Origin of the sequence: Streptomyces odontomachicola (genome assembly GCF_039605595.1) — a bacterium.
Taxonomy (GTDB): Bacteria; Actinomycetota; Actinomycetes; order Streptomycetales; family Streptomycetaceae; genus Streptomyces.
Genome location: NZ_JBCFOK010000025.1, coordinates 80,101 through 97,526, shown reverse-complemented (window position 1 = coordinate 97,526; position 17,426 = coordinate 80,101). Strand labels below are relative to the sequence as shown.

Annotated in this window: 18 protein-coding genes and 1 pseudogene; 9 read left to right on the top strand and 10 right to left on the bottom strand. The window is 72.7% G+C overall.

The window, feature by feature from the left end:
- Positions 1-407 precede the first annotated feature (407 nt).
- Entirely contained in the window at positions 408-1,958 is a 1,551-nt protein-coding gene (locus ABEE00_RS33180; RefSeq protein ID WP_345749497.1) for an AMP-binding protein, read from the bottom strand.
- 105 nt (positions 1,959-2,063) lie between these two features.
- Entirely contained in the window at positions 2,064-2,657 is a 594-nt protein-coding gene (locus tag ABEE00_RS33175) for a MarR family winged helix-turn-helix transcriptional regulator (protein WP_345749496.1), read from the bottom strand.
- 70 nt (positions 2,658-2,727) lie between these two features.
- Between ABEE00_RS33175 and ABEE00_RS33170 the strand changes: the two genes are divergently transcribed.
- Positions 2,728-3,672: an amidohydrolase family protein gene (locus tag ABEE00_RS33170; protein ID WP_345749495.1), complete on the top strand. Its 945-nt coding sequence runs from the start codon at positions 2,728-2,730 to the stop codon at positions 3,670-3,672.
- A gap of 209 nt (positions 3,673-3,881) precedes the next feature.
- Complete coding sequence (locus tag ABEE00_RS33165; protein WP_345749494.1) at positions 3,882-4,235, top strand: DoxX family protein; 354 nt, start codon at positions 3,882-3,884, stop codon at positions 4,233-4,235.
- An 89-nt stretch (positions 4,236-4,324) separates the two neighbouring features.
- On the opposite strand, the gene ABEE00_RS33160 is transcribed toward ABEE00_RS33165, so the two are convergent.
- The 4 genes from ABEE00_RS33160 to ABEE00_RS33145 all read right to left on the bottom strand — a co-directional run bounded on the left by ABEE00_RS33160 (position 4,325) and on the right by ABEE00_RS33145 (position 7,844).
- Positions 4,325-4,690, bottom strand: a complete 366-nt coding sequence (locus ABEE00_RS33160; protein WP_345749493.1) for a DoxX family protein — start codon at positions 4,688-4,690, stop codon at positions 4,325-4,327.
- A complete protein-coding gene (locus tag ABEE00_RS33155; protein WP_345749492.1) occupies positions 4,687-5,286 on the bottom strand; it encodes a TetR/AcrR family transcriptional regulator in 600 nt (199 codons plus the stop codon). Before ABEE00_RS33155 ends, ABEE00_RS33160 begins: the two co-directional genes overlap by 4 nt.
- A 90-nt stretch (positions 5,287-5,376) precedes the next feature.
- On the bottom strand, positions 5,377-6,531 hold the full coding sequence (locus ABEE00_RS33150) for a SagB/ThcOx family dehydrogenase (RefSeq protein ID WP_345749491.1): 1,155 nt from the start codon (positions 6,529-6,531) through the stop codon (positions 5,377-5,379).
- A 335-nt stretch (positions 6,532-6,866) separates the two neighbouring features.
- Entirely contained in the window at positions 6,867-7,844 is a 978-nt protein-coding gene (locus ABEE00_RS33145) for a sensor histidine kinase (protein WP_345749490.1), read from the bottom strand.
- A 447-nt stretch (positions 7,845-8,291) separates the two neighbouring features.
- Between ABEE00_RS33145 and ABEE00_RS33140 the strand changes: the two genes are divergently transcribed.
- A complete protein-coding gene (locus ABEE00_RS33140) occupies positions 8,292-8,672 on the top strand; it encodes an STAS domain-containing protein (RefSeq protein ID WP_345749489.1) in 381 nt (126 codons plus the stop codon).
- Positions 8,673-8,696: 24 nt separating this feature from the next.
- Here the strand turns inward: ABEE00_RS33140 and ABEE00_RS33135 are convergent, their stop codons facing one another.
- Positions 8,697-9,134 (bottom strand): STAS domain-containing protein, encoded by a 438-nt coding sequence (locus ABEE00_RS33135; protein WP_345749488.1) that lies wholly within the window; start codon positions 9,132-9,134, stop codon positions 8,697-8,699.
- Positions 9,135-9,780: 646 nt separating this feature from the next.
- Between ABEE00_RS33135 and ABEE00_RS33130 the strand changes: the two genes are divergently transcribed.
- Positions 9,781-11,058 (top strand): MFS transporter, encoded by a 1,278-nt coding sequence (locus ABEE00_RS33130; protein ID WP_345749487.1) that lies wholly within the window; start codon positions 9,781-9,783, stop codon positions 11,056-11,058.
- Between the two features lie 27 nt (positions 11,059-11,085).
- On the opposite strand, the gene ABEE00_RS33125 is transcribed toward ABEE00_RS33130, so the two are convergent.
- Together ABEE00_RS33125 and ABEE00_RS33120 are read right to left on the bottom strand one after the other, a co-directional pair.
- Positions 11,086-12,309 carry a glycosyltransferase gene (locus ABEE00_RS33125; RefSeq protein WP_345749486.1) on the bottom strand — a complete coding sequence of 408 codons (1,224 nt, stop codon included), beginning with the start codon at positions 12,307-12,309 and terminating at the stop codon, positions 11,086-11,088.
- Positions 12,296-12,580 carry a hypothetical protein gene (locus ABEE00_RS33120; RefSeq protein ID WP_345749485.1) on the bottom strand — a complete coding sequence of 95 codons (285 nt, stop codon included), beginning with the start codon at positions 12,578-12,580 and terminating at the stop codon, positions 12,296-12,298. The genes ABEE00_RS33125 and ABEE00_RS33120 overlap by 14 nt, the downstream gene beginning before the upstream one ends.
- A 214-nt stretch (positions 12,581-12,794) precedes the next feature.
- Here ABEE00_RS33120 and ABEE00_RS33115 point away from each other — a divergent pair, with 214 nt between their 5' ends.
- The 5 genes and pseudogenes from ABEE00_RS33115 to ABEE00_RS33100 all read left to right on the top strand — a co-directional run bounded on the left by ABEE00_RS33115 (position 12,795) and on the right by ABEE00_RS33100 (position 16,575).
- A complete protein-coding gene (locus tag ABEE00_RS33115; protein WP_345749484.1) occupies positions 12,795-13,292 on the top strand; it encodes an alkyl sulfatase C-terminal domain-containing protein in 498 nt (165 codons plus the stop codon).
- A complete protein-coding gene (locus ABEE00_RS33110; RefSeq protein WP_345749483.1) occupies positions 13,289-14,293 on the top strand; it encodes a S8 family serine peptidase in 1,005 nt (334 codons plus the stop codon). The genes ABEE00_RS33115 and ABEE00_RS33110 overlap by 4 nt, the downstream gene beginning before the upstream one ends.
- 183 nt (positions 14,294-14,476) lie before the next feature.
- Positions 14,477-15,154 (top strand): TIGR00266 family protein, encoded by a 678-nt coding sequence (locus tag ABEE00_RS33105; RefSeq protein ID WP_345749482.1) that lies wholly within the window; start codon positions 14,477-14,479, stop codon positions 15,152-15,154.
- A gap of 27 nt (positions 15,155-15,181) precedes the next feature.
- A pseudogene (locus ABEE00_RS35900) lies at positions 15,182-15,361 on the top strand (hypothetical protein); the annotation flags it as partial.
- A 104-nt stretch (positions 15,362-15,465) separates the two neighbouring features.
- Positions 15,466-16,575 carry a hypothetical protein gene (locus ABEE00_RS33100; protein ID WP_345749481.1) on the top strand — a complete coding sequence of 370 codons (1,110 nt, stop codon included), beginning with the start codon at positions 15,466-15,468 and terminating at the stop codon, positions 16,573-16,575.
- A gap of 198 nt (positions 16,576-16,773) precedes the next feature.
- Here ABEE00_RS33100 and ABEE00_RS33095 read toward each other — a convergent pair whose 3' ends face one another.
- A complete protein-coding gene (locus tag ABEE00_RS33095; protein WP_345749480.1) occupies positions 16,774-17,361 on the bottom strand; it encodes a snapalysin family zinc-dependent metalloprotease in 588 nt (195 codons plus the stop codon).
- Positions 17,362-17,426: the final 65 nt, after the last annotated feature.

The following is a 17,426-nucleotide window of genomic DNA, read 5'->3' as shown; positions in this document are numbered from 1 at the left end:
GCCCCCCCCCCCGGCCGGGGGCATGGGGTCCTTGCACACCCGCGCCCCGGTCCCGGGGGCGGCGGGGGGGGGCGGGGGGGCACGCACCCCCCCCCCCCCCCCGACCCGGTGAGGAGGGATGGACGTCCTCTCCGCGGGCCTGCCGATGACCAGTCGGCGGCGACCGCGGCAGGGTCCGCACGTGCCAGTGCGGACCCTGCCGCGGCCTGCGATACGCGCCCCCGGGAAAGCCCACCCACCGGCACCCGTCACCACGACTCCGAGCACCAGGGCCCCGGGAGCCCGTACCGAACTGATCAACGCACCAGGTGCAGAAAGGTTACGCCTGACACAACCTGGGCTTGGTGACGCCGAATCCGCTCCGCATGCCCATCGGCCCGCGGGGGATCACCCGCGACGGCACCCCCTCAATTGACCCCCCTCCCCCGCCCCTCCCAATACGGCTCGCGGAGTTTGAACTTCTGGACCTTTCCCGTTGCCGTGCGGGGGATCGAGTCGCGGAACTCCACGGTCGTGGGGGCCTTGTAGCCTGCTGCGCGCTGTTTGCAGTGGGCGATCAGGTCCGCCTCGGTCACCTCGGCGGCCCCGGCGCCGTCCGCGCGGACGACCAACGCCTTGATCGTCTCGCCCCACTTGGCGTCCGGCACGCCGATCACCGCGGCCTCCGCCACCGCGGGGTGGGCGCACAGGACGTCCTCCACCTCGATGGAGGAGACGTTCTCGCCGCCGGTGATGATGACGTCCTTCTTGCGGTCGTGGAGGGTGAGTTGGCCCTCCGCCTCGTCGAGCGAACCGCCGTCCCCGGTGTGGAACCACCCGTCCTTGAGCACGGCCGCGGTCTCCTCGGGCTTGTCCCAGTAGCCGTCGAGCACGACGTTGGAGCGGGCCAGCACCTCGCCCGAGTCGGCGATCCCGATCCGTACGCCCAGCGCGGGGATCCCGGCGCGCGACAGTTTGCGCGCGCGCTCCTCGGGCGGCAGGTCCGCGTCCCGCGGCTGGGTGCGGTTGAAGGTGAGCAGCGGCGAGGTCTCGGTCAGGCCGTAGATCTGGGTGAACTCCCAGCCCAGCTCCTCCTCGACCCGCTGAATCGTGCGGCTCGGCGGCGGCGCCCCCGCGCACACCACCCGTACGCGGTCACGGCCCGGGATCTCGCCCTGCCAGCCGCTCGCGGCGTCGAGCACCGTGTTCCACACGGCGGGCGCGCCGCACATCAGCGTCACCCCGTGCTCGTCCACGCGGCGCAGGATCTCCGCGCCGTCCACCTTGCGCAGCACCACCTGCTTCGCGCCGAGCCCGGCCATCGCGAAGGGCATGCCCCAGCCGTTGCAATGGAACATGGGCAACGTGTGCAGATACACATCCCGCTCCCACGCGCGCGTGTGCAGCCCGAAGGTCAGCGCGTTCACCCAGATGTTGCGGTGGGTGATCTGAACTCCCTTGGGGCGCGCGGTCGTTCCCGAGGTGTAGTTGAGGGTCGCCGTGGCGTCCTCGTCGGGCTCGGACCAGGGGCGCGGCTCCACGCCGAAGCGCATGAGCTCGTTCTCGGTCTGCTCGCCGAGGACGAAGCGGTGGGCCGCCTTCACGTCCGCGACGGCGCCCTCGACCTCGGGGTCGTACAGGAGCACCGAGGCGCCGCTCTGCCGCACCACGTACTCGATCTCCTCCGCCTTGAGGCGGAAGTTGACCGGTACGCAGATCCGGCCGCTCATCGTCACGGCGAACAGCAGCTCCAGCAGGCGCGCGGAGTTGTGGCTCACCACCGCCACGCGCTCGCCCTCCCGTACGCCGAGCGCGTCGAGGCCCGCCTGCCAGGCGCGCACGCGCTCGCCGAGCCGCCCGTACGTGGAGGCCGGCACGGCCCCGGCGGGCTGATCGGGCTCGTCGATCACTCCGGGGGTGTCGGCGAAGCCCAGCTCCGCCCGGTCCAGGAAGTCCGCGGTGGTCATCGGAACGCGCATCGCCTAGCTCAACTCCCGCCACATGTGTGCCTGATCGTGCACCGCTCGCCTTACCCGGCCGTGCCCGCTCGCACGCCGGGGCGCCCCGCGCACGGCGGCGCCGCCTCACTCCCGGGGCGCCGCTCCGGGGACAGTCTCACCGATGAGCCCGGCCAGGCGGTGCAACTGTGCGGTGAGAACTTCGCGCTCCTCGGGTGTGAACTGCGAGAGCGCCGCGTACTGCCGGGTACGCAGCTCGTCCTGCATCGCCGCGAGGTCTTCCGCTCCCTGCTCGGTGAGGCGTACGAGGACCCGGCGCTCGTCGTGCGGTGAGCGGCGGCGGGTCACCAGGCCCCTGCCCTCGAGCTGGTTCAGCATGCGGGTGGCGGTCGGCACGCTGACCTCGGCCCCGGCGGCGAGGCGCCCGACCGGCAGCCCCTCCCCCGCATCGGCCTCAGCGGACCCCGAGTCCCCCGACTCCGCCGGCTGCCCGGTCAGCGGCGCGAGCAGGGCGAGCTGGGACATGGACAGTGCTGCGGCCGTCTTGCCGGCGGCGGCCGAGCGGGAGCGCCGCATCGCGTAGAAGAGCCGGTCGGCGGCCTGGGCCAGCTCCTCGATGCCGGGTTCCTCGGTGCCGGGCTCCTCCGGCGCCGGGGCGGTCTCCGCCTTGGGGTTGCCTGACCTGGGGTTGCCCGCCTTGGTGTTGCCTGACTCGCGCATGGTTGTTAGCTTACTAAATAAATTCACTTAGCACGCTAACAGTGTGCCGACGACATGGAGGCACCCCGCCATGACCCCTCCCGCACGCATCGACGTACACCAGCACGTCGTCCCGCCCGTGTGGGCGCGGACCCTCGCCGAGCGCGGGCTGGACTCCGGCGGCTGGGCCATCCCGGAGTGGAGCCCGGAGAGCGCCCTGGCGATGATGGACCGTCAGGGCATCGCCGCCGGCGTCCTGTCCGTGACCGCTCCCGGCGTCCACCTCGGCGAGGACGCGCGGGCCCGTGAGCTGGCGCGCGCGGTGAACGAGTACGGCGCAGAGACGGTCAAGGACCGCCCCGGCCGCTTCGGGCACTTCGCCAGCGTCCCGCTGCCGGATGTCGACGCCGCCGTGGCGGAGGCCGTGTACGCGCTGGACGAGCTGGGCGCCGACGGCGTCGTGCTCATGTCCAACGCGCGCGGCCGCTACCTCGGCGACCCCGCGTTCGCGCCGCTCTGGGCCGAGCTCGACCGCCGCGCCGCGAACGTCTTCGTCCACCCCGCGCAGCCGCCCATGGACCTGCTCCCCGGCACCCCCGCGCCGCTGGCCGACTACGTCTTCGACACCACGCGCAGCGCCCTGAACATGGCGCTCAACGGCGTACTGAGCCGGCATCCGCGGGTGCGGGTGATCCTCTCGCACGGCGGCGGCTTCCTCCCGTACGCCGCGTACCGCTTCGCCGGTCTGACCTCCTTCGCCGTCGACCCCGAGCGGACGCCGGACGATGTGCTGGACGAGCTGCGCCGCTTCTACTTCGACACCGCGCTGTCGGCGAGCCCGAGCGCCCTGCCCTCGCTGCTCGCCTTCGCCGCGCCAGGCCACGTCCTCTACGGCAGCGACTGGCCCTTCGCGCCGGAGGAGGCGGGCTCCTATTACAACCAGTACCTGGAGGGGTACGAGGGCTTCGCGCCCGGTCAGGCCGAGGCCGTCGACCGTACGAATGCCGAGGCACTGTTCCCGCGGCTGGCCCGCTGATCCGCCGGAGACCGGACGCGGGTCCGCCGACAGCCGGGCGCCGGTCTGCCGGAGGCCGGCGCCGGTCCACCAGAGGGCAGGCGTAGGCCCGTTGGCCCGTCGTGCCCGTTCCGAACCGGTGGCCGCGGTGGCACTCTGAACCTCCGGCACAGCGCTCCGCCCGTCCGGCCGCTCCGGCCAACGCGCGCGACGCCAAAGGAGGCAGCGCCGTGAACGTCACCTTCATCATCCTGTCCGTGCTCCTCGCCACGACGATGCTGGGCCCGGGGGTCACCAAGGTCCTCAAGCGGCCGCAGGCGACCGAGGGCGCCGAGCACCTCGGCTACTCGGTGAGCGCGTTCCAGGCCATCGGCGCCCTCGAAGTGGCCGCCGCTGCCGGGCTGGTGATCGGGCTGTTCTGGACGCCGCTGGGCATCGCGGCCGCGGCCGGCCTCGTACTGCTGCTGGGCGGCGCCGTCTTCTCGCACCGGCGCGTCGGCGACGGCCCGAAGCTGTTCCTGCCCGCGCTCGTCCTCGCCGTGGTCGCGGCGGCCACCCTGATCGTGGGATTCACGGTGCTGTGATCGGTGGTGCTCTGATCGGCACTGCTCCGGCTGCCCCTGTTCCGATCGGCACCTTCGTACGGGCGTCTCACCACTCGCGTACGGGCGTCTCAGCTGAGCGGTGTGTACGTGAAGACCAGCGCGAAGGCCGAAAAGCCCAGCATGCCCAGGCAGTTGAGCCAGAACGCGGAGCCGAGGAAGCGCGCGCGGAGGTGGGCGAAGACCGCGGCGAGGAAGTAGCAGACGACGCCCACGTTCGCGGCGGCGCCGACGCCCGCCACGTACAGGCCGGTGACCAGGCCGGCGACGGCGAGGAACTTGATCACGACGAGCGTCCACCACCAGTCCTCGGGGAAGCGGACGCCGTCGAGGCAGGCGCGGATGAAGCCGGGCGGGCGCAGGGACATCGCGGCGTCCCCGGCGAGGACGCCCGCGAGAAGCACCTGCGGCCACCAGGGGCCGGGCAGCACGTTCATGACCGCTCGCTTTCCGAACCGTCGGTTGCCGGACTTCCGGTGATGAACTCGACCGCCGAGACGAGGTCCTGGACCGGTGCGCTCAGGTCGTCCCCTCCCCCGGAGGCGCCGGTGAACAGCGCGCCGAGGTAGGCGAGGTGAATGGCGGTGGCGCCGCGCGCCGCGTCCTGCGGCGGGAGGCCGGCGCGGGCCAGCACGTCGCCGATCTCGTGGCGGAGGGTCGCGGCGAGCTCGTTGAAGACGCCGGCCTCGTGGCGGCCGGTGACCAGGGTCGCCGCGTACTGGCGGGCCAGCTCGGTGTCGGCGGCGAACAGCGCGAGGAACGGCTCGAACAGCGCGAGGACTTCGTCGGCCGAGCTGCCGGGCTCCGTCCTCGCCGCCCGCCCGTCGTGCAGCGCGGAGATGCGCCGGTCGAACACCTCGACCAGGATCGCCGCCTTGTCGCCGACCCCCATCACGGTGCCGACGCTCACTCCGGCGGCCCCGGCGATCTCCCTGATGGTCGTCGCCCCGAACCCGCGCTCAGAGAACAGCCCCTCGGCGGCGCTCAGCACCCGTTCCCGGGTCGCCTCCCGCTGCTCTTTGCGCGGGGTCATGCGGGGACGCCTGGGGTGGAGGGCGTGGAGGACGTGGGTTGAACACGTTCACTGAACATGTTCAGAAGCTAGGGCACGGGATGGCGGGCGTCAACGGTTGGGCGGCGGCGAATGGCCGTCCCCGCTCAACGGCGTGCCGGCGAAGGCCGTGAGGGTCGCCGGGGGCGGTTCCTCCCTCGGCGGGTTGGCGGGGTGGCCGGCGGCCAGTACGTACACCGGGATGCGGGACGCGTTGTCCAGGCCGCAGTGGCGGGCCGCCGACGTGTCGTCGAAGGCGCCGGTCTGGGCAGGTCCGAGGCCCAGCGCGGTGGCGGTCAGGGCGAAGGTCTGGCCCAGGTGGCCCGCGTTGAGGAGGCAGACCCGGTAGCTGCGCGGCGAGCGGTACTTCACGCTCATGCGCTCCAGACGCGCGGCCAGCACGACCAGGAACGCGGCCTCGCCGGCCCACTCCTGACCCGCGCAGAGCCGGGCCGCCTCGGCGCCGGTGAAGCCTTCGGAGAGGAGTTCCAGGGAGTGCTCCAGCCCGTTGTAGTGGTACCAACCCGGCGCCAGGCCACCGATGTTGAGGGCGCCGAGATAGGCGTCGAGCTCCTGGCGCGCGCCGCCGGAGGGGCTGGTGCGGCGGTAGAGCGCGCCGTGGCCCGAGTCGATGAAGTCCACGGGGCCGAACACCGCGGACAGCAGCGCCGACACCGTACGCAGGGGAACCGCGTCGCGGGAGAAGTCGCGGTGGGTGCGGCGCGCGTGCAACACCTGCCCGTACGGGGTGGGGAATTCGGCCGCGGGGCGGGGCAGCGGGAGGCGGGGCGCGTCCGGGTGGGAGGTGAACAGGGGCGGGAGGCCGATGGATTCAGCCGGTGATTCCGGCTCTGCGGTTTCCCGTTCTTCCATGCCGGATTGCCCGTGCGCGTACTCGTCCTGACTCGCGTAATGCAGGAAGGGCGCCTCCGGCGCCCAGGTGGACCAATGGCGGTCGATTTCCTCGTCGTGGTGGGCGGCGGGACTGTCCTCGGCGAGGAGCGCGCCGGCCTCGGCGAGTGCCTCGACGGCCTCTTCGAGGGTTTCGGGCGCGAGGTGGTCCAGGGTTTCGGCGCTCTCCTTCGGCGCGGTCCACTCCTCGAAAGCGGAGAGCACTTCGGCGGCCACCGGGTGCAGCGCGGTGGGCGTGCCGTGCGGATACGGGTGCACGATGAAAGCGCCTTCGCGCCAATAGCAGGTCAGGCAGCGGGATCGGCGATAGCGCACGGCGGCTCCAGGTGCGGGCGGGTGAAATGCGGGGAGCGGTGCGGGCGGCGGTGGGGCTCTGGCACAACGCGGTCCGCCGCCCGCACCCCGGGCTCACTTCACGGTGCGGCCGCGGAACTTGTAGAGGTAGTAGCCGGGCCGCCGGTCACCGCGTACCGCTGCCCGCGCATTCATCGAGACCTTGCGCATGGGAACATCCCTTCCTCTCCACGGGGACTGTGCACGGCGCACCGCCACAGAACGGCGCGCCACCCCAACCCTCTTCGCGCGGCGAACCTGCACACCGCCACTCACCGCGCGGTTAAGCGCCGCGAGTGAAATGCGTGGAAAGGCGATCACGCGGGTTTGGACGGCGACGAAGGCCACGGCAACCGGATATAGGCGCGGGTCGTCGTGGACCCCGGCCCGGTGTGCACGCGTACGAGGTCGCTGAGGTGGTGCACCACCAGCAGGCCGTGGCCGCCGGGCCGGGTGAGGGGCGCGGGGAGGCGGCCGGCGAGCGGGTCGGTGATCTGCCCGGCGTCGCTCACCTCGCACACGAAGTGGCCCTCCTCGTGCCACACCCGCACGGTGCCCGAACCGCCGCCGTGCCGCACGCTGTTGGCCGACAGCTCCCCCACGATCATCTCGATCTCGGGCAGCCGCTCCTCCTGGACGCCGGCCCGGCGCGCGTGGGTGGTGGTGAAGTGCCGTACGAGTTCGAGGTGTTCGGCGGCGAAGCGGGCGGTGGCGACCGGCGCGGCGGGCTCGGGCAGCGGGCGGTTGCAGGCGTCGACGACACGCTCGGGCGCATAGTCCGCGCTGGTGCGCCGCGTGCCCCGTTCCCACACCACGGGGTGGGTGGCGGCGGCGTCGGCGAGGGCTTCGGGGTCCAGGGCCGAGGCGTCGTACGGGCACAGGATGCTCACGTTCCGCCCGGCGAACGCCTTGTTGATCAGCGCCTCGTGCGCGGCGCAGGCCGGGTACTCGGTGTCCGTGCGCCCCGCCCACACCGGCTCGCCGATGATGCGCACCCACGGCGCCCCCGGGTGCGCGTCGGCGAAGGCGCGGAGCACTCCGGGGATGATCCGCCCGGGATTGCGGCCCACTTCGCGCATGTCGAGCAGGCGCACGCGTGCGGCGTCCGCGCCCAGCGCCTCGGTGAGCAGCTTCAGGCGGGGAGCGGGCAGCACGGCGGCGACCGGTTCGCCGGCGGCCAGGCCCCGGCGCAGAAAGGGCACAGTGGCGGCGAGGTAGGCGCGGGCGTCGCGGTAGAACAGCGCTGCGTGGTCGAACGGTTCACCTCGGCCAGGCGCGTGCGCTGTGCTCTCCATCGCATCCCCAGGGCTCTTCCCGCCGAGGCGGCCGACGCGCCGCCTCCTTAGAGCAGTTGGTGCCCGCTGAGGCAGTGATCATCCGTGCGCGCGGGCCGCAGCTACGCGCGTCAGGGTGCGGGAGTGCGGGCGCACCCGCCGCCGTCCGCCGCCCAACACGCCACACTCCGGCCCGAGTTGGGGCGCACGTGAACACGGAGCGTGACTGTCGCAAACTCGCGCTCTCCCCGGATGCGCCCCGACTCCCCCTGCGCCAGAGCCCCGCCCGACCGCCAACTGACCTGTTCAGAACAGGTTTCCGGGGCGAGCAGGAGGGAGCCGGCACACCAAGGGGATCACCGTTGCGAAACCCCTCTCTCATAAATGCGGTGACTATATGTTAACAACTCGGACTTCGGGGCCTACTCTGGTAGAGGAGCGCAGACCACCGAGCGATGAGGGGTGAGCGTGGACTTTCTGGGACATCCACTCCGCATCGAGCCTGTCCGCGATCCGTGGGGGCTGCGGCTGAGCGGCGACGTCGACGTGCGCAGCGTCGGCTTCCTCGCCCGTGCGATAGAGGAGCTGCTCGCCGCCGACACCGCAGGCAATCCCGTCCTCGACCTGTCGGAGCTGTCCTTCATGGACGTCGCGGGGCTCCGGCTGCTGATCTCCACGGCGCAGCGCCTGGGCCCGGAGCGGACCTTGACCATACGGGGCATGGCCCCGCACCTGCGGCGCATCCTGGCGCTCGTCGACTGGGACACCACGCCGGGCCTGGTGCTGGCCTCCTCCCCGGTGCCCGCCAACTCCTCGGGCGAGCACGCGCGTTCACAGCGGCGCCGCTGAGCAGGAGGCCGTGGGCGCCGGGGGTTACAGGGCGTACGAGGCCGTCGATCCCGCCCTCGATCCACCGGACCTCGCCTCGCCGGACCTCGTCCCGCCGAGCCGGTCGAGCGCCTCGTCGAACGCCTCGTCCACGCTGTGGAAGAGGGGCAGCCGGCCGTTCAGGCCCATGAGCTGGAGCGCCTTGCGCGGCAGGGCGCGGCTGGCGGCCAGGTACACCGGGACCCCGTAGGCCGCGATGCGGTGCCGCACCTCCTCCAGCACGGCGATGCCGGTGCAGGTGAGGTAGGGCGCCTCCGTCCAGTCCACGACGACCGCCGCGGCGCGCTCCCTGGACCCGGGGCCCAGGTGTTCCCGCGTGACGTCCCCCAGTTGCCTCCGTACCCGTTCGGCCTCGGCGCTCGCCATCTCCGCCGGCAGCCTGACGAGCAGGCACGCGTTCCGCCAGGACACCTGAACTGCCATCGTCCCCCCACCTCCCGAGGCTCCGATCCGCCTTCGAAGAGAGCCAGTTCACCTCTTGAGGCGAAGTATGCGCCCGGCTGCCGCCGGACGTGCTGAGCGAGCCGCCGGACCGGGAACGACCAGGCAGGAGGCCCGACCACGCACTCCGCGCGCGCTGCGCACCGCGGGACCCCGGCCTCTGACGACTGGCGTACGCGGGGACCGCTCAAGCGGCGGAAGCCCGTGGACGCCGAGGGCCGCGCGCCCCTCGGCCCCGGCCACGGCGCCGCGGCATCACGCCTGCCAGAGCGGGCGCCGGCGCCCCGAGCCGAAACGGTTCGCTCCCCCGGCGCCGCGAGGAGCGCGCACTCCGCATCGGCCGGAGCCCGTACGGGCCGCCCGCGGTCGCCCCGTACGGGAACGGCTGGCGTAGCCGAAACCGTCCAGCGGCCGCCCGGGGCCGACGCCCGCCGGTCCTCGGAGCCACCACCTTCGCGTACACCGGGCACGCCCGAGCGCTCCCGACGCGCCCCGAAAAAAGGGGACGACCCGCGCACGGCCCGCCGGGTATACAGACCGGGGCCACTGTCCGGACGACAAGCCGGACCACTGTCCGGACCACAGGCCGGACCCGACCGGATCGCACACCGGGCACCCCGGAGGAAGCATGGAGAAGGAGCGCTCCCCCGCGGCAAGGGCGGGCGGGGAGACGGGAGTTGCGCGGCCGGTCTCGTACCGCCGCGCCCTCGCCTCCCGCAACGTCCCGCAGCTCCTCGTGGCCGCCTCCGCCTCCCGGCTGGCCAACTCGATGCTGCTGTACGCCGTCGTCCTCTACGTCATCGCCCGCTTCGACTCGGCGGCCCTCGCGGGGCTGAGCGGCCTCTTCCTGGCGCTGCCCGGCTTCATGATCAGCCCGCTGGCCGGCGCGGTGCTGGACCGGGTGGGCGCGGTGCGCGCGGTGGGGGCCGACATGGTGTGCAGCGCCGTGCTCATCGCGGGGGTCGTGGCGTTCTCGCAGGCCGGGATGCTCACGCCGGCGCTCCTGTTCGTGCTGCTCTCGCTGTACTCGCTGACCGGCCCGCTCTCCACCGGCGGCATCAGGACCCTCTTCCCGCGGTTCGTTCCCGAGGCGGCGTACGACCGGGCCAACGCGCTGGACCTGAGCACCTTCTCGGTGATCGAGGTGGGCGCCCCGCTCGCCGCCGGCGCCCTCTTCCCGCTCGCGGGCCCCGACCCCACGCTGCTGTGCGTGGCGGGCATGTACGGGGTGGCCGCGCTGAGCCTGGCGTTGCTGCGCGGCGGGGCCCCCGTACCCGCGCCGGCCGCCCAAGTGCGGCTGCTGCGCTCGGCGTTGGAGGGCCTGACGTACCTGCTGCGCAACGCCACCCTGCGCGGACTGGCGGTCTCCTACTCGCTGTACCAGGCCGCCTCCGGCATGCTGATCGTCACCGTGCCGGTCGCCGTGGCGGCCTGGCTGGACGGCGGCGGTTCGACCGACCGGTACACGGGGCTGATGTGGGCCGTCGCCGGGCTGTTCGGCGCGATCGGCGCGCTGCTCGCCGGCAGGCTGCTGCACGCCGGGGTGGAGCGGCGCTACATGCTGGGCGCGACGCTGGTCGCCGCGATCGCCATGTTCCCGCTGAGCGCGCTGGGGTCGCTGCTCACCCTCGCGGCGGGGCTCGCTCTGGTGGGCCTGGCGGAGGGGGTGATCAACGTCGGGCTGCTGTCGCTGCGCCAGCGCCGCACGCACCCGGACCGGCTCGGCCGCGTGATGACCGTATCGATGAGCGTGAACCTCTCCGGCTTCCCCATCGGCACCGCCCTGGGCGGCCTGCTGGCCTCCCACTCCCTGCCCCTGGCCTTCGCCGCTGCCGCCACGATGACGCTGCTGTCCGCGCTGAGCGTCCGCTCGCTCATTCCGGCGGGGCGGGCCTCCGTACGGTGAACTCCCGGCGACACGGCATGCGCTCCCTCACGGCGCGCTGCGCGGCAGGTCCCACACGACCCTCCTGGAGCGCGGCCCGGCGAGCAGGCCGCGGGTCTGGGAGTGGAGCGCGGCGAGGGCGTTGATGGTCCAGTACGCCAGCGGGTAGAGGGGCAACAGCAGGCACGCGTACGGGAGTTTCGGGTCCAGCCGCCGGTCCACCACGGTGGCGATGACGATCTGGAGCACGGCGACCACGGCGATCCCGATGCCCCAGGCCAGCATCCACCGGAACTTCGTGTCGCCGGGGTGCAGCGCCCAGTGGACGACGCCCCACACCGTGGACACCAGCAGGGTGAGCACCCACAGATAGGACAGCAGCGCCTCGCCCGCGACCGGCCACATGGCGGCACGCCGCGGGTGGACGACAGTGCGGGCGTGGGTGCGCAGCACCTCGCCCTGGCCGCGGGCCCACCGGGTGCGCTGCGCCCAGATGCCGCGCACGGTCTGCGGCACCTCCATGCCGACCAGCGCGTGTGGCTCGAACCCCGTGAGGTGGCCCGCCTCCAGCAGCCGCCAGGTCAGTTCGATGTCCTCGGTGGCCATGCGCGGGTCGTAGCCGCCCACTTCGAGCACCGCGTGCCGCCGGAAGAGCCCGAGCACACCGGCCACGGTGCCGACCCTGCCCGCGAGCGCGTGGGTACGCCGCATCAGGCCGATCAGCGAGGCGGTCTCCAGCATCTGCATGGTGGTGATCACCCCGCCCCTGTTGGTCACCCGGGGGCTCCCGGCGACGGCCGCGTACCGGGGAGAGCGCGCCATCCGGCTCACCAGGCGCCGTACGGCCTGCGGGTGCAGGTGCGTGTCGGCGTCGGTGACCAGCACCAAGTCGTGCTGTGCCCGGCGCATGCCGTCGTTGAGCCGGTCGGCCTTGCCCATGTTGGTGCCGTCGTCGAGCACGGTGACGCGGGCGTCCTCAGCGCCGGCCGCCCGCGCCGCGGCCACGGTGCCGTCCCGCGAACCGTCGTTGAGGATCAGCACTTCGAGATGGGGGTAGTCGACCTCGCCCAGGGCCCGCACACAGCCCGCGATCACCTTCTCCTCGTTGTACGCCGGCACGAGCACGGTCACCCCGGGCCACCCGCCGGGCGGCGGCGCGGGCTCCCCGCGCTCCTCCAGCACCCGGAAGAGGACGCCGCCCACCATCCACGCCGCGGCGGTCACCACGGGGTAGAAGGCGAGGAAGGTCAGCAGGACGTCAAGGGGAGACACGGCGTTCCTCCCGGCGTCTCAGCGCGATGGCGGCGGACAGGGCGAGCGCGAAGAAGCCCCAGGAGACGACGGTGACCAGGAGCAGGGTGCGCAGGATGTGCGAGTGCCGCAGCAGGATCACGGCGATCACCAGGGCGAGGGCCCAGACCACGGCGCCGAGCACGAAGGCGTACGCCTTCCGCTTCTGCGACGCGGGCCGCTGGGGCTCGAAGCCGGCCCACGGGGGCCCGGCCCCGGGATCCGCTGGATCCGGCGTGTCCGATGAATCCATGCCGCACCTCATTCCGGCTTCCCGGCCACGGTACGAGCGACCGGCGCACCTGGCCTGCCGGAAGCCCCTCGGCAGGACTCCCCCGTGTGCGGTTCCGCGCGGATCCCCCGTACGAACCCGCCCGGATGGTGCGGCAGCGCGCCGGCGGCGAGGGTTGCCCTGGCCGTCTCCGCGGGGCTGCGGGCTCCCGGGGCCGCGTACGAGGGGAGAAGCGATGTCCCAGGGGGCACACGCCCATGCCGCCGAGCCCACGGTCGCGGCGCACAACGCGGCCCTGTGGGCGCGCCTCCCCGTCGACGACACCCGCGACCTGGACGACGCGCGGCGCGGCTTCATAGTCGAGGGCGAGCGCGGCCTCCTGCTCGTCGACCCCCTGCTGTCCGCCGAACCGGCCGCGGCCGCGCCCGGTCTGCTCGGGGCACTGACGCTGGACCAGCTCTTCGACGCGCTCGGCATCCGGCTGGACGGGCCGCGCAGTGGGGAGGCGGCGATCACCGTGCGGTGGTGCCTCAGCGACGGCGAGCTTCACACGATGCGGCTGCGCAACGGCGTGCTCACCCACCTCACCGGGAGCGGCCCTGCGGCGGACAAGCCGGATGTCGAAGTGGGCCTCGCCGAGGCGGACTTGCGGGCCGTGCTGCTCGGTGCGGCCACGGCCGAGGAGCTGGCCGGGCGGGGCCGGGAGCCGGCGCAAGAGAGGACTTCGGAATGACAGAGCAGCCGCACCCGCGTTCGCGGACGAGGCGCCCCCGCGCTGTCAGGGCCACGGCGTTCGCCCTCGTACTCCCCGTACTGGCGGCGGTGCTCGGCGGCTGCGGCGGTGACGAGGCAGAGCGCGACCCCAAGCGCGGGCAGCAGTGGGCGCTGGACGCGCTGCGGCTGCCCGACGCGTGGCAGAAGTCCAAGGGCGAGGACACCGTCGTCGCGGTGGTGGACACCGGCGTCGACCTCGACCACCCGGACCTGAAGGACAAGCTCGTCGACGGCTACGACTTCGTCGACGGCGACAGGAAGCCCCGCGACGAGAACGGCCACGGCACGCACGTCGCGGGCATCGCCGCCGCCGCGACCGACAACGGGGTCGGCATCGCCGGAGGAGCGCCGGGCGCCGGGATCATGCCGGTACGGGTGCTCGGGCACGACGGCGGCGGCCGCAACGCGGACATCACCAAGGGCATCGTGTGGGCCGCCGACCACGGCGCGGACGTCATCAACCTGTCCCTGGGCGAGGGGCCGCTGATGTCCAGGCTGCTGCACGGGGGCATCCTCAACGCCGCGATCCGGCACGCGTACGCGAAGGGCGCCGTGGTGGTCGCGGCCGCGGGCAACGACCACGCGGCGACGCAGCCGTACAAGCCCGGCACACCGGCCCTGGTGGTCAACGCCAGCAACCAGAACGGCAGGGCGGCGAACTTCTCCAACTTCGGCTCCGCGGGCGCCGTCTCCGCCCCCGGCGTGGACATCCTCTCCACCCTGCCGACCTACACCACCCCCGAGACCGCCACGAACGACTCGGGCTACGGCGAGCTCGACGGCACCTCGATGGCGGCCCCGTACGTCTCGGCCGTCGCCGCCCTGCTGCACCACGAGGGCGCCGACCCCGCCAAGATCATCTCCACCCTCCGCGCCACGGCACGCAACCCCGAGAAGGACGTACGCCTGGGCCGCGGCGTCGTGAACGCGCAGGCGGCGGTGGACAAGGCGGGCGGCTGAGCGGCGCGGGGGGCGGGCCGGGACACGGGCTGGGGCGCGGGCGGCTTCGCGACGTATCCGATGGTCGCGCCCCGGGAGACTTTCGGCTGACGCCCGGCGTACGTGCGTCTCCCTAGCCTCCAGAAGAGACCACCGACACCACCGGCGACCACCCCGGCACTGCACGGGGAGAATCGGGCGACCATGAAGATCGACGTACGGCACAGCCCCTCGTTCGCGGTGGCCCGGGTGCACCTGGCGGCCGGCGAGGGGGTACGCGCCGAGTCCGGGGCGATGATGGCCACCTCGGCGGGGGTCGAGGTGGCGGCGAAGGCGGAGGGCGGCCTGTTCAAGGGGCTCAAGCGCAGCGTGCTGGGCGGCGAGTCGCTGTTCATCACGCGCTTCTCCGCCGCGCGCGACGGCTGCTGGGTCGACCTCGCCGCGCAGCTCCCCGGCGATGTCACGGCCATCGGCGTCGAGGGCGCGCTGAACCTCGCGCGCGGCGCGTGGCTGTGCTCCTCCGACGGGGTCGAACTGGACACCAAGTGGGGCGGCTTCAAGAACCTCGTCGGCGACGAGGGCGGCTTCCTCGTACGCGCCGAGGGCCACGGCCAGGCCCTGGCCGCCTGCTACGGGGCACTGGACGAGTTCGAGCTGGCCCCCGGGGAACAACTGGTCCTCGACTCCGGCCACTTGGTCGCCTTCGACGACCAGGTCACCTACACGACCCGCAAGGTGACCCGCGGCCTGATGCAGACCCTGAAATCCGGCGAGGGCCTGGTCTTCGACTTCACCGGCCCAGGAAGGCTGTGGACCCAGACCCGCAACCCGAGCGCCTTGGTCACATGGCTGACGGCGAAGCTGCCGTTCAGCAGGAGCTAGTTCCCCGCGCCCACGAATGGCACCGCAGGGCACTTCGGCCGCGCGCCCTACGCGCGCATCATCGCCACCGCTGCGCTGCGCACCATCCCCTACGCCTGGATCGAGCAGGCCGGCCCTCGCGACCTGTGGGCCGAGGTGTGCGCGGCCTACACCGACTGGTGCTCGCGACACGGTGGATTCGAGCAAGCAGACTTGCCGCTGGGCTGACCACCACGCCGGGTGGCAGTGAGGGTGGATGTTCGGAGAACCGTGGGTGGGGCGTTCCGCGTCTCCGTCAGGCACGGAAGCGGAACGTACAGAGGGCTCGGTTCATGAAGCGCGGCACGGAGGACGAACATACGGCGACACCGATGGGCGGCAGGACGGGGCTCGGTGTCCTCGCGGGGACGTCTGCTGTTCTGCGGCGGCATCGGGGGGCTCTGGCGGGTGCGGCCGTGCGTGTTGTCGGGGTGGCCGGCCTGGCCGGGGTGGTGATGACGGCTGCGATCTTCGTGTGCGCCTGGCCCGTCTTCACCCGTATGCGGAATGCGCGGATCTGGTACCACCATGTCGAGGATCCGTATCTGCACGATCACAGCGACCTGGGGCTGGTCGCCCTCTGGACGCTGCCGCTCTTTCTGCTCCTCTTCGGTGTCGGCAGCGCGGTCCTGCAGAGTGTGTGCTCGCGGGCCGTCGCAGGGGGGATTCGAGCGGCCTCTGAGGGGGACGGGTCACGCGGCGCGGGTCGCGCGCAGGTGTGGCCGGTGCTTGCCGTGTACGTGCTGCGCGGCCTGATCGTGTGGCCTCTGCCGCTGATCTTCGGTGCTGTGGCGCACAGCCTCACCGGCTACCAGATCGACACCGAAGATCAGGTTCTGGAGCCCGGGTCGTTGCCTTACACGCTCGTCGCGGCCTCCCCGGCAGTGGGCGTGGTCGCGGCCGCGTTGCTGCGCTTCGCGCTCGCCCTCGCCCCGGCCGCCGCGGCCGACGGCCTCGGCCCCCTCGCCGCCCTGCGTCGGTCCTGGTCGCTGACGTGGACGCGCGCCGGCGGGATTCGGCGCCTCGCCCTCGCGCTGCCGCTGGCCGCGCTCACCGCCGGGGTGCTCCGGCTGGTGGTGCAGCTCGCCCTGCCGCTGCGCCCTCTCGTGCGTACTCTCCTCGAAGACGCCACGGGGAACTTCTTCGCCGCCTATTACGCCGGCATCCTCGCCCCCGTCATTGTCGGCCTGCTGGTCACCGCGGCCCTGACCCTGCCCCTCACGTACACGGCCTTTGCGGTGCTCCACGACCGGCTGCGGTCGACCGGTAGGCCCGGTACGCCTGATGCCCCCAACACGCTCAGTACATCTGATACTTGTCCCCGACGTGCCGGTGCCCGGGACGCGGCGGATTCCGCCTCGTTGCCGCCATTGATCCGGAGGTCGGTCCGGCTGCCGATCTGACCGGTTTCCCGACCGGATCGCCCTCCTGAACCAGGCCAGATGCACCTCCAAGACGTCCTCGTCGGCTGAAGTGCCCCGCACCGGCGGTTGCCCGATGCCGGCCAGCAGGCCGGACAAGCCCGGCCGGCCCCGGAGCGCACCGGGACCGGCCGGACAGGCGCGAGCGGGCTCGGAAACGGGATCAGAAATGGCCCCGGCTCAGCCGAAGTTGCCCTCCACCTCGGACTTCTCCTTCGCGTCCGGGTTGGGGTTGGTGCACTCGGGGCCCGCTGAGGCTCCGGACATCAGGCTGGAGCAGGGGCCCGGCTTCATGTCGGGGAGGCCGAGGATGTGGCCGAACTCGTGGGAGGCTATGCGGGTCGTGTTGTAGCCGTCGTTCACCGCCTGGCGGCCGAAGTAGATGGTGCCGTTGCCGAGGGTGGGGCTCTGGGTACGCGGCCACCCGTTGTCGGCTATGACCTTCACGTTGGCGCGCTTGCCCGAGTCGGCGGGCTTCAACTGCACGTTCTTGACGCTCTTGTTCCAGATCGCGACGCCCTTGTCGACCGCCTTGGCGAACTCGGCGGAACCCTTCGCGTCGTAGGTGAGCACCTTGGCCGCGGCCCGCCGCTGCGCCGCCGCGTGCTGCCCGGCCTCCTGCGGGCCGGCCTTCTGCGATCCGGACTTCTGTACGGGGTGCGCCGGCGCCGCCGCCATGGCGGGAGCGGTCAGCGCCTGGCCGCCCAGTACGCCGCACACCAGCACGGGAACGGCGATCAGGGTGCGCACTGCTCTGCGCGATGTCACGTTCGACCTCCTAGTGGGGGGTGGAGGACCGCCCGGAACCCTGCGCCCCAGCGGCACACAGGGGA

What these genes read in the sequence shown, in the direction of transcription:
- ABEE00_RS33180 (WP_345749497.1), bottom strand. Translation starts at nt 1,958, where the DNA reads ATGCGCGTTCCGATGACCACCGCGGACTTCCTGGACCGGGCGGAGCTG.
- ABEE00_RS33175 (WP_345749496.1), bottom strand. Translation starts at nt 2,657, where the DNA reads ATGCGCGAGTCAGGCAACACCAAGGCGGGCAACCCCAGGTCAGGCAAC.
- ABEE00_RS33170 (WP_345749495.1), top strand. Translation starts at nt 2,728, where the DNA reads ATGACCCCTCCCGCACGCATCGACGTACACCAGCACGTCGTCCCGCCC.
- ABEE00_RS33160 (WP_345749493.1), bottom strand. Translation starts at nt 4,690, where the DNA reads ATGAACGTGCTGCCCGGCCCCTGGTGGCCGCAGGTGCTTCTCGCGGGC.
- ABEE00_RS33155 (WP_345749492.1), bottom strand. Translation starts at nt 5,286, where the DNA reads ATGACCCCGCGCAAAGAGCAGCGGGAGGCGACCCGGGAACGGGTGCTG.
- ABEE00_RS33145 (WP_345749490.1), bottom strand. Translation starts at nt 7,844, where the DNA reads ATGGAGAGCACAGCGCACGCGCCTGGCCGAGGTGAACCGTTCGACCAC.
- ABEE00_RS33135 (WP_345749488.1), bottom strand. Translation starts at nt 9,134, where the DNA reads ATGGCAGTTCAGGTGTCCTGGCGGAACGCGTGCCTGCTCGTCAGGCTG.
- ABEE00_RS33130 (WP_345749487.1), top strand. Translation starts at nt 9,781, where the DNA reads ATGGAGAAGGAGCGCTCCCCCGCGGCAAGGGCGGGCGGGGAGACGGGA.
- ABEE00_RS33120 (WP_345749485.1), bottom strand. Translation starts at nt 12,580, where the DNA reads ATGGATTCATCGGACACGCCGGATCCAGCGGATCCCGGGGCCGGGCCC.
- ABEE00_RS33115 (WP_345749484.1), top strand. Translation starts at nt 12,795, where the DNA reads ATGTCCCAGGGGGCACACGCCCATGCCGCCGAGCCCACGGTCGCGGCG.
- ABEE00_RS33110 (WP_345749483.1), top strand. Translation starts at nt 13,289, where the DNA reads ATGACAGAGCAGCCGCACCCGCGTTCGCGGACGAGGCGCCCCCGCGCT.
- ABEE00_RS33105 (WP_345749482.1), top strand. Translation starts at nt 14,477, where the DNA reads ATGAAGATCGACGTACGGCACAGCCCCTCGTTCGCGGTGGCCCGGGTG.
- ABEE00_RS33100 (WP_345749481.1), top strand. Translation starts at nt 15,466, where the DNA reads ATGAAGCGCGGCACGGAGGACGAACATACGGCGACACCGATGGGCGGC.